15 protein-coding genes are annotated in these 11,870 nt (G+C 65.2%); 6 read left to right on the forward strand and 9 right to left on the reverse strand.

Annotated elements, in window-relative coordinates; genetic code table 11:
* Window positions 1-4: 4 nt before the first annotated feature.
* On the forward strand, window positions 5-154 hold the full coding sequence (locus tag ACSC1R_RS03380) for a 50S ribosomal protein L40e (protein ID WP_261648627.1): 150 nt from the start codon (window positions 5-7) through the stop codon (window positions 152-154).
* Between the two features lie 82 nt (window positions 155-236).
* Here ACSC1R_RS03380 and ACSC1R_RS03385 read toward each other — a convergent pair whose 3' ends face one another.
* Window positions 237-848, reverse strand: a complete 612-nt coding sequence (locus tag ACSC1R_RS03385) for an MBL fold metallo-hydrolase (RefSeq protein WP_439027663.1) — start codon at window positions 846-848, stop codon at window positions 237-239.
* A 129-nt stretch (window positions 849-977) separates the two neighbouring features.
* On the opposite strand from ACSC1R_RS03385, the gene ACSC1R_RS03390 reads away from it, so the two are divergent.
* The 3 genes from ACSC1R_RS03390 to ACSC1R_RS03400 are packed head-to-tail and all read left to right on the forward strand — an operon-like array spanning window position 978 to window position 2,364.
* Window positions 978-1,157: a DUF5786 family protein gene (locus ACSC1R_RS03390; RefSeq protein ID WP_439027664.1), complete on the forward strand. Its 180-nt coding sequence runs from the start codon at window positions 978-980 to the stop codon at window positions 1,155-1,157.
* Window positions 1,158-1,163: 6 nt separating this feature from the next.
* Window positions 1,164-1,718, forward strand: coding sequence for a DUF99 family protein (locus tag ACSC1R_RS03395; protein WP_439027665.1), 555 nt, complete (start codon window positions 1,164-1,166; stop codon window positions 1,716-1,718).
* Window positions 1,719-1,743: 25 nt separating this feature from the next.
* On the forward strand, window positions 1,744-2,364 hold the full coding sequence (locus ACSC1R_RS03400; RefSeq protein ID WP_439027666.1) for a uracil-DNA glycosylase: 621 nt from the start codon (window positions 1,744-1,746) through the stop codon (window positions 2,362-2,364).
* On the opposite strand, the gene ACSC1R_RS03405 is transcribed toward ACSC1R_RS03400, so the two are convergent.
* The 4 genes from ACSC1R_RS03405 to ACSC1R_RS03420 all read right to left on the reverse strand — a co-directional run bounded on the left by ACSC1R_RS03405 (window position 2,361) and on the right by ACSC1R_RS03420 (window position 7,373).
* The gene (locus ACSC1R_RS03405) at window positions 2,361-3,395 is read right to left on the reverse strand and encodes a PhnE/PtxC family ABC transporter permease (RefSeq protein ID WP_439027667.1); all 1,035 of its coding nucleotides are present in this window, start codon (window positions 3,393-3,395) and stop codon (window positions 2,361-2,363) included. The genes ACSC1R_RS03400 and ACSC1R_RS03405 overlap by 4 nt on opposite strands.
* Window positions 3,392-4,150 carry a phosphonate ABC transporter ATP-binding protein gene (locus ACSC1R_RS03410; RefSeq protein WP_439027668.1) on the reverse strand — a complete coding sequence of 253 codons (759 nt, stop codon included), beginning with the start codon at window positions 4,148-4,150 and terminating at the stop codon, window positions 3,392-3,394. Before ACSC1R_RS03410 ends, ACSC1R_RS03405 begins: the two co-directional genes overlap by 4 nt.
* Before the next feature lie 63 nt (window positions 4,151-4,213).
* Window positions 4,214-5,194, reverse strand: a complete 981-nt coding sequence (locus ACSC1R_RS03415; RefSeq protein WP_439027669.1) for a phosphate/phosphite/phosphonate ABC transporter substrate-binding protein — start codon at window positions 5,192-5,194, stop codon at window positions 4,214-4,216.
* 136 nt (window positions 5,195-5,330) lie between these two features.
* Window positions 5,331-7,373 (reverse strand): DUF4350 domain-containing protein, encoded by a 2,043-nt coding sequence (locus ACSC1R_RS03420; RefSeq protein ID WP_439027670.1) that lies wholly within the window; start codon window positions 7,371-7,373, stop codon window positions 5,331-5,333.
* Window positions 7,374-7,506: 133 nt separating this feature from the next.
* Between ACSC1R_RS03420 and hisH the strand changes: the two genes are divergently transcribed.
* A complete protein-coding gene (gene hisH, locus ACSC1R_RS03425) occupies window positions 7,507-8,172 on the forward strand; it encodes an imidazole glycerol phosphate synthase subunit HisH (RefSeq protein WP_439027671.1) in 666 nt (221 codons plus the stop codon).
* Between the two features lie 26 nt (window positions 8,173-8,198).
* On the opposite strand, the gene ACSC1R_RS03430 is transcribed toward hisH, so the two are convergent.
* The 4 genes from ACSC1R_RS03430 to ACSC1R_RS03445 all read right to left on the reverse strand — a co-directional run bounded on the left by ACSC1R_RS03430 (window position 8,199) and on the right by ACSC1R_RS03445 (window position 10,660).
* The gene (locus tag ACSC1R_RS03430) at window positions 8,199-8,366 is read right to left on the reverse strand and encodes a hypothetical protein (RefSeq protein WP_439027672.1); all 168 of its coding nucleotides are present in this window, start codon (window positions 8,364-8,366) and stop codon (window positions 8,199-8,201) included.
* A 52-nt stretch (window positions 8,367-8,418) separates the two neighbouring features.
* Window positions 8,419-8,715: a hypothetical protein gene (locus ACSC1R_RS03435; RefSeq protein WP_439027673.1), complete on the reverse strand. Its 297-nt coding sequence runs from the start codon at window positions 8,713-8,715 to the stop codon at window positions 8,419-8,421.
* Window positions 8,716-8,780: 65 nt separating this feature from the next.
* Entirely contained in the window at window positions 8,781-9,137 is a 357-nt protein-coding gene (locus ACSC1R_RS03440) for a hypothetical protein (protein ID WP_439027674.1), read from the reverse strand.
* A gap of 89 nt (window positions 9,138-9,226) precedes the next feature.
* Window positions 9,227-10,660, reverse strand: a complete 1,434-nt coding sequence (locus ACSC1R_RS03445) for a PAS domain-containing protein (protein ID WP_439027675.1) — start codon at window positions 10,658-10,660, stop codon at window positions 9,227-9,229.
* Window positions 10,661-10,750: 90 nt separating this feature from the next.
* Between ACSC1R_RS03445 and ACSC1R_RS03450 the strand changes: the two genes are divergently transcribed.
* The gene (locus ACSC1R_RS03450; protein WP_439027676.1) at window positions 10,751-11,857 is read left to right on the forward strand and encodes a tRNA (guanine(26)-N(2))-dimethyltransferase; all 1,107 of its coding nucleotides are present in this window, start codon (window positions 10,751-10,753) and stop codon (window positions 11,855-11,857) included.
* Window positions 11,858-11,870 lie beyond the last annotated feature (13 nt).

The raw sequence follows: 11,870 nt of genomic DNA on the forward strand, positions 1-11,870 counted from the left end.
CGATATGGCTAAATTCGACGCTGCGGTCGACCGGACGCTCGAGAAGATGATCTGCATGCGATGCAACGCACGGAACGCAAAGCGCGCCGAGAAGTGCCGCAAGTGCGGCTACGCGAAGCTCCGCCCGAAGGCGAAAGAAAAGCGCGCCGCGTAAGCGTCCTTTCTCTCCGATTCGTTCTCCTTTCCAGCGACGGCTTCGTCTCGCGGGGCGCGGTCAGTGCTCGGACGGCCGTCGCTCACTCGTCGGGGTACTTCGGTTCGCGCCGTTCGGCCCGCACGAGTGCCGTCTCGACCACGTCGCGGACGTCACCGTGGAACTCGCCGCCGTGGCCGGCGTACATGTGCTCGACCGAGTCGGGGAGCCGGTCGAGCAGGTCCTTGATGCTCTCGATGAGTCGCTCGCGTGACTGGCCGGCCATGTCGGTCCGGCCGAAGCTCCCGTAGTCGAAGGCGGCGTCGTCGTGGACCACCACGTCGCCCGAGAACAGCGTCGACTCGCTGACGTAGGCGACGTGGTCGGCAGCGTGGCCGGGCGTGTAGACGACCTCGAAGGTCTCGTCACCGATCTTCACGAAGTCCCCGTCGTCCAGTTCGTGGGTCCGCCGGGGATGCTGGGCGTAGGCGTAACAGTCACACGAGAACTCGTCGAGGACGGCGTCGAGTTGGGCGACGTGGTCGCCGTGCTGGTGGGTGAGTACCACCTGGTCGAGGTGGTCCGTGTGGTCACGGACGACGTCGACCACACCCTCCATCGCCCCTGCGTCGACGAGTGTCGTGCGCTCGCCGGTGACGAGGTAGACGTTGCAGGTGAACACGTCCGCATCGGCCGTCACGTGAGTCACGTTCATGTTCGGAGCCTCGCGGGCACGCCGGAAAACGATGACGGGGCAGGCAATGCGGGTCGGACCGCAGAATGGGTTGGTATTCCAAGGCAAGGCCGTGATTTTTTTGAGTCCTTACCGATTATACACGAACGCATGGGCTTCGGGAGCTACGACGAATCGGAACAGGAGAACCAGAGCATCGACACAGACCTCGACGAGAACGAGTCAGTAAACACACGAGAATCGAACCACGAAGGCAGCATCGAGTTCGAGAACGGCGCGTCGAACGACGAACTTATCGACCGGTTGAAAGACATCAAATCCACGGAGTAGTCACGCGTGAAGCCCGGAGTGCGGGCGGTGGGTGTCGCAGAGTCGTTCCGGGAAGACGAGAGCACACTCGCGGGTGTCGTGGTCAGAGCGAATCGCGTGGTAGACGGCTTCTCTTTTGGGACCTGTACCGTCGGCGGGAGCGACGTGACCAGCGCGGTCGAGAGGCTGTACGACCGTCTGGGCCGTGAGGACGTCCAGTTCGTACTCGTCTCTGGCATCGCGCTGGCGTGGTACAACGTCCTCGACATGCACCAGCTTTCAGCGGCCGTCGACCGGCCCGTCGTCTCCGTGACCTACGAGGACAGTGACGGACTGGACGACGCCATCCGCGAGGCGTTCGAAGGCGATGCACGGGACGAGCGGTTAGCGACCTACCGTGCACAACCCGCGAGAACCCCAGTCGGTGTCAACGGTGAGACGGTGTACGTCCGGGCGGTCGGCGTGAGCACAGCCGAGGCGCGCGACGTGGTTCGGGCGTTCACCCCCGAGGGCGGCCGACCCGAACCGCTCCGTGTGGCCCGAATGGCCGCCCGCGCAGGGGACGCGCTCCGCAGGGATTAGGTACACCCGGTGCGCCCGTCCCGACATGGAGAACGACGACAGCCTCGAGAACATGGACGGGCTCGAGGTCACGGCCTGCGAGCGCTGTCCCGAACTCTGCGAGTCCCGCAGTCGCATCGTCAACGGCGTCGGGCCGGCCGACGCCGACGTGCTCTTTCTCGGCGAAGCGCCCGGCGCACGGGAGGACGAACAGGGCGAACCGTTCGTCGGCCGCTCCGGCGACGTGTTGACGGAGGTGCTCCGGAACGTCGGCCTCGACCGCGAGACGGTCCGCATCACGAACTGTGTCCGCTGTCGGCCGCCGGACAACCGGAACCCGCGCAAGGAGGAACTGGCGAACTGTCGCGGCTACCTCGAACGCGAGATAGCCCTCGTGAATCCCGAGGTCATCGTGACGCTGGGGAAGGTCCCCGCAGAACACCTGCTCGACCGGTCTGTCGCCGTGACGAAGGAGACCGGCAGCGTCGAAGAGGTCCGCATCGCGGGTGAGCCCCGACGCGTCATGCTCTGTTTGCATCCCGCGGCGACGCTGTACGACCGGAGCCAGCGCGACCCGTTCGAGGAGACCCTCGCAGAAGCCGCGTCGCTGGCCGGCGTTCGGGGAGATGGTGGAGAAAGTGGCCAGTCGCGGTTGGGCGACTTCTAGGCGCTTCGACCCAGCCACTTGTCGCCGTCGAGCAGCCCGCGGACCTTCTCGAAGAAGCCCTCGGAGGTCTCCTCGTCCGGGCGCAAGCGGGACCGGAGCCGCGAGGAGAACAGTTCGACGGAGATGACGATGACGATGACCATGAAGATGCCAGCCGCCGCGTGACGGAACGCGAGCTGGGCGAGCTGGCCCTTGATGAACTGGCCGAGGCCACCGGCACCGACGACACCGAGCGAGATGGCGATACGGACGTTTATCTCGAGGATGTACAGCGCCCAGGCGATGAAGGAGGAGAACACCTGGCTCAGCATCCCGAAGGTGATGACCTGTGAGCGGTCCGCACCCGTCGAGGAGATGGCCTCGATGGGGCCGTCTTCGACCTCTTCGAGTTCGTCGGTGAACAGGCGACCCATGTTCCCGATGGTGTCGGTCGCGATGGCGAACATCGCCGACAGCGGCGTCGGCCCGAACACCGGGATGTAGAACAGCACCCAGACGATGGCCGGGATGGCCCGGATGGTGCTCATCGTGCCGCGGAAGATGAAGTTGAACGGGAACGGCGTCACGCGCTCGGAACCCATCACACCGAACAGGAGCGCGAGGGGGAAGCCGACGACGGTCCCGGTCGCGCCGACGACGATGGTGACGACGCTCGCGCCGACGATGGAGGTCGCCTGGTCACGCTGGAGGACGGCCTCGACGAGCGAGCCCGGGTTGGTCAGGCTGCTGAACAGCGCGTCCCAGCCGTGGAGACCCAGGTCCTGGGAGTGAAGCGTAAAGAAGTAGAAGTCCGGACTGAGGAACTCCAGCAGGTTCGAGACGAACACGGGTCCCTGTCGGACCACCGCGGCGAGGGTGAAATCGAGGTAGACGAGTCCTGCACCCGAGAAGGCGAGAACGGCGAGCAGTAGCCCGGCGTACAGGCCACGGCGGATGAGCTGCTGGCGCTCGATGTGGTCGAGACGTTCCGAGATGCGCGGGTCCGTATCGGAGACGGTCCCGCCGTCGGTCGCGGCCCTGTCGTCGCTCATTGGGCCACCTCCTCCGCCGTCGCCGCGGACATCTCCTCGCCGTCGGAGTAGTAGATGTCGTCGACGATGTCCATCGTGAGGTCCTCCTTCCCGCCGTCGAAGACCTTCTTGCCGTCGCGCAGGCCGATGTAGCGCTCACCGAACTCGCGTGCGAGGCCGACCTGGTGGAGGCTCGCGATGGTCGTCAGGTTGCGTTCGTCGGCCGCACGTCGCATGTAGCCCATGACCTCCTCCGCCGCTTTGGGGTCGAGGCTGGCGACAGGTTCGTCGGCCAGCAGTAACGAGGGCTGCTGGACGAGTGCACGGGCGATGCCGACGCGCTGTTTCTGGCCGCCAGACATCGAGCCGGCGCGCTGGTTCGCCTCGTCGAGCAGGCCGACCGTGTCGAGTGCTTCGAGCGCGGTGACCTTGTCCGGGCGGTCGTACCGCGTCAGGAGGCTCCCGAGGAAACTCTCCCGAGAGAGGGCGCCAGTGAGTGCGTTCTTGTACGCGCTCATCGCCTCGACGAGGTAGTGCATCTGGAACACCATGCCGATGTCACTCCGCCGACCGGTGACCTTCGAGTCGCCGATGTACACGCCGCCCTCGGTCGGCTCCGCGAGTCCGTTGAGGAGCCGGAGGAGCGTCGACTTCCCGGCCCCCGAAGGGCCGAGCAGGACGACGAACTCCCCGTCGGGTATCGTGAACGACACGTCGTCTAGCGCGACTGTGTCGCCGTATCGTTTCGTGAGATTCTCCACCTGTATCGCTGTCATTACCAAATAATTCGTGAAGGAAGGTTAGTTTGTTTCGGACTCGAGTCGTTGGAAACCGACCGATTATGCCGAGTCGAGCAGGTCGGTGCTCAGGTTGAGCTTGTTGGCGACGTCGATGACAGGCTGGTAGGTCTCGAGGTCTGCCGGGCGGACGCCGTCGAACCAGAGGTCGTCCTCGACGACGCCTTCCTTGTCGGCGTCGGTCTCGGAGTTGGGCTTGCCGTTCGCGCCGAGGTAGGCCGACTCCGGCGCGTCCTTGAGCGCGTTGACGAGGTCCTCCTTCTCGGAGTCCGAGAGGTCGGGGCTGACGATCATCGGGGCACGCGGGATACCCTTGCCGTACTTCTTCTTGTAGTCGACGACGGGGCGAACGCCCTCTGCGTAGCCGTCGTCACCCTGCGTGATGAACTTGCCAACACCGGCGGCTTCGACCTGACCGTCCTGCAGCGCCTTGAACGCCTCGGCGTGGCCGGACCAGGTACCGGTGAAGTCTGCACCGTTGTCGCTGACGGGGGCCTCGCCGATCTTGAGGCCGGCGTCTTTCAGCATGTACAGCGGGTAGAGCGAGCCACTGGCGGAGGTCATGTCCGCGAAGGCGATTCGCTTGCCCTTGAGGTCGGTGAGCGACTCGATGTCGCTGTCCTCGCGCGTGACGATGACGCTGGTGTAGTCCCAGGAGCCGTAGGCGTGACGCTGGAGCGCGATCTCGGCCTTGTCGGCTTTGACACCGAGTGCGGCGGCGAACGGGCCGGTCTCGGCGATGTCTGCGGAGCCACTGCCCAGGCCCTGCAGAACTGCGCTGTAGTCTGCGGCGTACTGGAGTTCGACGTCCGCGGTGTCGCCGAGTTCCTCGCTGATGTAGTCCCGCATCGGGCCGTACTGTTTCTTCATGTAGTTCTGCGGCTCGGACGGGGACATCATGAACTGGACCGTGCCGTCACCGTATGCCTGTTCACCGAACGAACCGAGGCACCCTGCTGTTCCTGTGAGGGCCGCTGCCCCTGCCACACCTGCTGCCTTGAGGAAATCGCGTCGACTTTCCATAGCGAATCAATTCATAGTTCTTGATGTCGACCTTAAAAGTTCCTAATCTGTCTACGTGCGACTATGTAGATTACATTAGTAACTATCTGAAGTAAAAAACAAAAATAACCCCTGAAAATAAAATAGCGGTTCGGAATTAACTGTAGGGTCCGAACAGCCCGAACGAGGTGTCGAACGAACTCGTGGTCGGCACCGAGTCGTCACCGTTCAGGTTGTTGGAACTATCTCGCACGCCGCCCCCGAGCCGGAGGTCGGTTCCGAGCGCGCCTGCGAGGTCGTTGAGGTCGGTCGGGTCGCCGTTCGACGCACCCATCAGTGCGACCGCGCCACCGCCTGCAACGAAGTCGGAGAGCGCCGTCTTCTCGGCGCTCGTGAACGTGCTCGAAGGTGTCGTTACGACTACTGCTCGCACACCCGAGAGGTCCGCGGTCGCGAGGTCGTTCCGCTGCTCGAAGGCGATGTCCTGCCCCTCCAGATACCGCTGGTAGTACGCCGCGTCCTCGTTCGAGAGGGCAGCGTCGGACGCGAACTGCCCGTGCCCGCCGTCGATGACGATGCTGCCGGTCTTCGTCGTGAGCGAGTCGACGAGGTTCGTGAGGAACGGGTAGTTGCCGTACTGCGAGGTGTCGACGGGGTAGCCCTCCTCGGACTCGTAGCTCTCGTCGATGGTGAGGCCGCCGACCATGGCCACACTGGCACCCGAGTCGACGCCCACCAGAGGCGTCGCGCCGGACTGGTCGTACACCGGGGCACGCGAGTCCGCGAGCGCACCCGAACTGGTCTCGACCTCGGCCGCCTTCGGGAAGAACAGCTCCGAGTAGCTGCCGTCGCGAATCTCCGACGAGGCGTTCGGGTCGCTGTTGGCCCAGAGACCGGTCCCGTTCGCCCGGGCGGTCGCCTCGGCGTTCCGGAACTCGTCGTGCTTCGTGAGCGTGGACCCGTAGACGCGGGCGTACCCCTGCTCGACGAGTTCCCGGTTGTACAGCGTGTCGCGGCTGCCGTCTCCGGTCCTGTCGTACTTGACGTAGGCGAGGAGCCGGCCGAACGGGTCGGTCTGGCCCTCGTTGTCGTCGTAGAAGATTTCGACGGTGTCGCCCACGTCGAACGCCTGTTTCGAGAAGTCCGTCGCGTTCGCGCCCCACGTCGCGAGGTAGTCGTAGGACTCGATGCCCTCCCACTCGGGCGGGCGTTCGGCGGAGCGGTTGCTCGCCTTCTCGGGCGTGTCGATACCGAGGACGCGGATGCTCTCGACGCTCCCGTCGGGCATCGTCACGTCGAACGTGTCCCCGTCGGAGAGGCTCTCGATGGTCACCGTCGTGGTGTCGGGCGAGCCGCCGCCGTCGCCGCCCGAGCCGCCGCCGTCACCGCCGCCGCCGCCCGAACTCCCGTCGAAGTAGCCGAAGCCGCTCTCGAACACCGTGGTCGTCGGCTCGTAGGACGCACCGGCGTTGTTCGTCGAGTCGGTGACCTCGTCGTCGTTGAACTGGAAGGAGACGCCGAGCCGAGACGTGATGTCGTTGAGGTGGGTCGTCTCGTCGTAGTCGTTGTAGTCGGACTGGTCGTGCAGGAACAGCACGCCGCCGTCGGAGACGAACTGTGCGAGCTTGTCGAGTTCGCCGGACGAGAGCGCGTCGCTCGGCGACGTGATGACCGCCGCGTCGGCTCCCGAAAGGTCGTTGTGCAGGTTGTCCGACGGTTGGACGTCGTAGCCTGCGCTCTCGGCGGCGGATTCGAACGCCGAGAACTTCGAGAGGTCGTAGTACTGCCCGTTGCTCTCGTCCCAGATGACGGTACCAGACCCGCCCAGTTCCTCGTCCCAGACGTTGAGGACGAACTGTTCGTTGTCGTAGGTTCCGTCGAGATTCGCGTCGTCCACGAGGACGGACCCGAACGCCACGACGCCGTTCTCGGACGCGACGAGGGGAATCTGTCGCCAGTCCCAGTAGACGAACGCGTCGTTCGCGTAATCCGCGTCGTCGTTGGTCGCACTGTCCTCGGCCCACACCGGAACGACGGTGCTGTCGGTCAGCGGTCCGCCGTCTGCGCCGTACAGACTGCAGGTGGAGTGGAACCGAAGTGCTGTTACGCTCGACGTGAGGGTGCCATGCCCGGTTCGTGCCGCCGCGGTTCCGCCAACCGCAGACGCGGCGAGAAGTTCTATGAAGCGTCGTCGACGCATCGGTTTAGCGGTACAGACAAATGCAATTTAAATCTAACTATTATTAATCCATAGTCTAATTTCTTCTAAGTAGTTGTTGGAAATGGCGATTGGAAAGGAAACCGACTTGCCGCCGTGGCGACGAGGGAGAGACATGAGTCAACAGTCCGTCACCGACGAGCGCGAGACGCTCGCCTCGGTCGTCGTCGTGGACTACGGTCTCGGGAACCTCCGCAGCGTCACGCGCGGCCTCGAACGCGCCGGCGCACACGTGGAGATATCCGACGACCCCGAGGACTTCGCCGCCGCCGACGGCGTCGTCCTCCCCGGCGTGGGCGCGTTCGGTGAAGGTATGGAGAACGCCGAATCCGTCCGGGACGAACTCGTTGCGGTCGCAGAGCGTGGCCAGCCCCTGTTCGGTATCTGCCTCGGGATGCAGATGCTCCTGACCAGCAGCGAAGAGGCCGAACGCGAGGGCCAGGGCGACGTCCGCGGCCTCGACCTGATTCCGGGGACGAACCTCCGGTTCGCGGAGGGACAGAAGGTCCCGCACATGGGCTGGAACGACCTCGACGTCCAGCGCGAGCACCCCCTGGTCGAGGGAATCGACGGGGAGTACGCCTACTTCGTCCACTCCTACTACGCGGCTCCCGACGACGAGCACGCCACCGTCGCGACGACAGAGTACGGCGTCGAGTTCCCCTCCATCGTCGCCAACGAAGACGGCAACGTCTTCGGCACGCAGTTCCACCCCGAGAAGAGCGGCGAGACCGGCTTACAGATTCTGCGGAACTTCGTCGGTATCTGCGCGGAGCAGTAGTCCACAGCTCGTTTTCCACCAAACCTTCACAGCAGCAGGCCGTACCCCACGACGAGTGTCCCGAACGCCGCGAGTGGGAAGCTCAACAGACCGACGGAACCGGCCTCACCGCTGAACGTGGCGAGGAACGTGCCAAAGAGCGTCATCTGAAGGCCGAGCGCGACGATCTTCGCGGGATGGGACAGGGAGGTCATCGGTCACGGTTCCAGTGGACGACATAAATAAGCGAGGGCGGCTGACCCGCCCTCACAGCACCGCCAGCAGTTTCGAGATCCCAGTCGCCAGCAACACCAGACCCACGGCCGCGGTCACGATGGCGATGCCCTCGGGGCCGTGCGCGCCGAGCGGCGTTTTGGCCCAGTCGCGGTGGTGGTCCCCGGTGGCGATGGAGAGGCCGATGACCCCGAGCAACACCGCGGCCGCCAGTTGCGAGACGGCGAACAGGAGCGTCCCGTCCCCCGCCACCAGCGTCGCAATCGCCAGCAGGAGGTTCCCGGCTGCTGCCAGCAACAAGGCCCCGCCGAGGTGTCGGAACTGGTCCATGGGCGTGGCTACGAACAGGAGGTACAAAAACGTCCGACCAGCGGCGACACGGCCCAGCCAGGCAGTTAGAGGAACTCCCGGACTTCAGAGTACCACATGTCGTGGTGGTCGACCGCGTCCACCCGCTCGGCGATGGCGACCGCGAGGGCGTGCCAGCACTGCTCGGTCGGGTCGTCCGGGTCGAGGTTGTACTCGGCGTCCTTGCAGTTGCAGCCACCGGCCTCGACGATGTACTCGTCCTCGTAGCCGACGACGACGGTAAAATCGCGATACTGCTTCACGCGGCGTTCCGAGACGGCCTCGATGGCGTGGTGGCCCCGATCGCCGTGGACCCGCATGATGCGTTTGACAGCGTCGGGCGTCAGGCTACCGGCCTCCTCCAGCAGGCGTTGCCACTCGGCAACTGCCTCCTCGTCGGTCACAGCGACCACCCGGCAGTGAACACCCGAATCACTCGCGGACGTACGGACGGCCCCGTGAAAACACGTTCGACTGTTCACTCACCTCACTCTTACTCACGGCCGGGGGCTAGCCCGTGGTCGTGTTCGTCCTCGTCTACCTCCTGCTCGGCGTCCACGGCAGTGGTGAGGTCGTCCAGGTCGTCGACGACCGGCACCAGTCGCTCGATGGCACCCTGAGCGGCGAGGACGTGGGCCTTCCCGTCACCGTCGCGTCCAGCGGCCATCCGCAGGTGACTCCGGGCGATGCCGAGTCCCGGGTACAGCTCTTCTTCGAGCAGGTCGTTCGCGTCCGCCAGTTGGTCGAGGGCCACCTCGAGGTCGCGTCTGGTCGTCTCGAGTTCGGTCACGTCGTCGAACATGACGACGACGTACTCCAGTTCCCCGTCGGGGCCGGTCAGCGGGGCAGCGTTGACCTTGCAATCGAAGCACTCGCCGTCACCACGGGTGACGACCATCTGCTCGCCGACGACCTTCTCCCCGGCTTCGAGGACCCGGTACGTCGGGTGTCGCTCGAGGGGGTACCGTTCGCCCTCGGCCGTGAGCAGTCCCCAGCACGGGTCGTCGTACGTCTGGCCGACGATATCGTCCACGTGCATCCTGAGCAACGTCCCCGCCCGGTCGTTCGCCCGGACGATGACCCGGTCGGGGTTCACCAGGACGATGCCGACCGGACTGGTCTCGAACAGTCGGTCCATCAGGAGCCGCTCCTGTTGCAGGGACGCGTCACGTTCGCGCTCCTCGGTGAGGTCGCGGACGACACAGACGTGTCCACCGTCCTCCAAGAGCGCGACCGACACGGATTCGGGGAACAGCGTGCCGTCGGCCCGTCTGCCGACCGCCTCGCCGTGCCAGGAGCCGGTCTCTTCCATCTCGGGGAGTATCTCTCGCTCGAACCGTTCGACCTCGGGCTCCTCGTACAGTATCCCCCAGTGGTTCCCGACGAGGTCGTCGGGTTCCATCCCGTACGCTTCCGCGTACGCCTGGTTCAGGTACGTGTAGTGACCGTCCGCGCCGAGGATGGCGATACCCTCGTTCGCCGTCTCGATGGCGTGCAACCGCCGGGCGAGCATTCGCTCGGTGCGATAGCGGGCGACGAGGTTCTGGATACGGTTGACCAGCAGGGTGTACTGGTCGGTCCCGCGGCCCTTCTGGATGTAGTCGGAGACACCTTCGGAGATGGCCTGGCTGGCGATCTCCTCCGACCCTTTCCCCGTGAACAGGATGAACGGGAGGTCCGCGTCTACCTCGCGCACCTTCGCGAGCAGGGCCAGCCCGTCCATGCCCGGCATGTCGTAGTCACTGACGACACAATCGACACCCTCCTCGACCAGTTCAAGGGCTTCGCTACCCGAGGTAACGGCCGTCACCTCGAACCCGTCTGCCATCCGTTCCAGAAAGGTCGCCGAAACCTCCCCGAACGAGGGCTCGTCGTCGACGTGAACGACCGAGATTCGACGTGTTTCTCCGCCGCCACTCGACGACATCTCGTACGTAAGGGGAGGATTCCGAATTGGATAAAGAGTACGCTCACTCGTTTCGAGCGGTTTAACGGCTTCCCTCGGTGAGTGAGAGGTATGGACGTCACGGAGGGGCAGGTCACGGTCTCGGTTCCCGAACAGGACGGGTCGGGCAAGACGGAGTCGGTCTTCTTCAACCCCAGACAGGAGCTGAATCGCGACCTCACGATCGCGGTCCTGCGGGCCTACCGCGAACACGACGACCGGGCCGCGACCTACCTGGACGCGATGACTGCCTCGGGCATCCGGGGAGCCCGGGCCGCCGCCGACGGCTGGGACGTCACCATGTGCGACGTGGACCCCGAGGCGGTCGAGCTGGCCCGGGAGAACCTCGCGCGAAACGACCTCGAGGGGACTGTCCTGCACCGGGACGTGAACGCCTACCTCTGGGACGAGTACGTCGACGTGGCCGACATCGACCCGTTCGGGACGCCGATGCCCTTCGCCGACACCGTGTTCGCCAACACCCGCGACCTCGCGTGCATCACGGCGACCGACACCGCCCCGCTCTGTGGCGCACACTTCAAGTCCGGCATCCGGTCGTACTCGGCCATCCCACGGAACACCGAGTACCACGCCGAGATGGGCGTCCGCATCCTGCTCGGCGCGCTCGCCCGGAGTGCAGCCCGGTTCGACGTCGGCATCGACCCGCTGTTCACGCACGCGACGAGTCACTACGTCCGCACCTACCTCGACCTGACCCACAAGCCGAGCGCAGCGAACCGGAGCCTCGACGAGTTGGGCCACCTCTACCACTGCGAGGACTGCCTGTTCCGCGAGGCCGACCCGGGGCTCATCGCCCACCCCCCAGAAACCTGCCCCGAGTGCGACTCGAACCGCCTGCTCGAGGCAGGGCCGCTCTGGCTCGGCCCGTATCGTGACCACGAGTTCACCGCCCAGGTCCGCGACCGCGTCACCGACGACATGGGCACCGCCGAGAAGGCCCGCGAACTCTGTACGACCATCGAACGCGAACTCGACCAGCCGACGCACTACGACCAGCACAAACTGTGCAAGCTCTGGGGCCGCGGTGCCAGCGGCATGGACGAGTTCCTCGAAACGCTCCGGGAGGCAGGGTACGAGGCCGAACGCGCCCACTACGGTGGGACCGCGTTCAAGACCGACGCCTCGATTCCGGAGATGCACGAGGCCACCAGCGACTGAGTCCTGTCGGCGA

This window comes from Haloarchaeobius ordinarius, from assembly GCF_051801355.1.
Taxonomy (GTDB): Archaea; Halobacteriota; Halobacteria; order Halobacteriales; family Natrialbaceae; genus Haloarchaeobius.

What these genes read in the sequence shown, in the direction of transcription:
- ACSC1R_RS03380 (WP_261648627.1), top strand. Translation starts at nt 5, where the DNA reads ATGGCTAAATTCGACGCTGCGGTCGACCGGACGCTCGAGAAGATGATC.
- ACSC1R_RS03385 (WP_439027663.1), bottom strand. Translation starts at nt 848, where the DNA reads ATGAACGTGACTCACGTGACGGCCGATGCGGACGTGTTCACCTGCAAC.
- ACSC1R_RS03390 (WP_439027664.1), top strand. Translation starts at nt 978, where the DNA reads ATGGGCTTCGGGAGCTACGACGAATCGGAACAGGAGAACCAGAGCATC.
- ACSC1R_RS03400 (WP_439027666.1), top strand. Translation starts at nt 1,744, where the DNA reads ATGGAGAACGACGACAGCCTCGAGAACATGGACGGGCTCGAGGTCACG.
- ACSC1R_RS03405 (WP_439027667.1), bottom strand. Translation starts at nt 3,395, where the DNA reads ATGAGCGACGACAGGGCCGCGACCGACGGCGGGACCGTCTCCGATACG.
- ACSC1R_RS03410 (WP_439027668.1), bottom strand. Translation starts at nt 4,150, where the DNA reads ATGACAGCGATACAGGTGGAGAATCTCACGAAACGATACGGCGACACA.
- ACSC1R_RS03415 (WP_439027669.1), bottom strand. Translation starts at nt 5,194, where the DNA reads ATGGAAAGTCGACGCGATTTCCTCAAGGCAGCAGGTGTGGCAGGGGCA.
- ACSC1R_RS03420 (WP_439027670.1), bottom strand. Translation starts at nt 7,373, where the DNA reads ATGCGTCGACGACGCTTCATAGAACTTCTCGCCGCGTCTGCGGTTGGC.
- hisH (WP_439027671.1), top strand. Translation starts at nt 7,507, where the DNA reads ATGAGTCAACAGTCCGTCACCGACGAGCGCGAGACGCTCGCCTCGGTC.
- ACSC1R_RS03430 (WP_439027672.1), bottom strand. Translation starts at nt 8,366, where the DNA reads ATGACCTCCCTGTCCCATCCCGCGAAGATCGTCGCGCTCGGCCTTCAG.
- ACSC1R_RS03435 (WP_439027673.1), bottom strand. Translation starts at nt 8,715, where the DNA reads ATGGACCAGTTCCGACACCTCGGCGGGGCCTTGTTGCTGGCAGCAGCC.
- ACSC1R_RS03445 (WP_439027675.1), bottom strand. Translation starts at nt 10,660, where the DNA reads ATGTCGTCGAGTGGCGGCGGAGAAACACGTCGAATCTCGGTCGTTCAC.
- ACSC1R_RS03450 (WP_439027676.1), top strand. Translation starts at nt 10,751, where the DNA reads ATGGACGTCACGGAGGGGCAGGTCACGGTCTCGGTTCCCGAACAGGAC.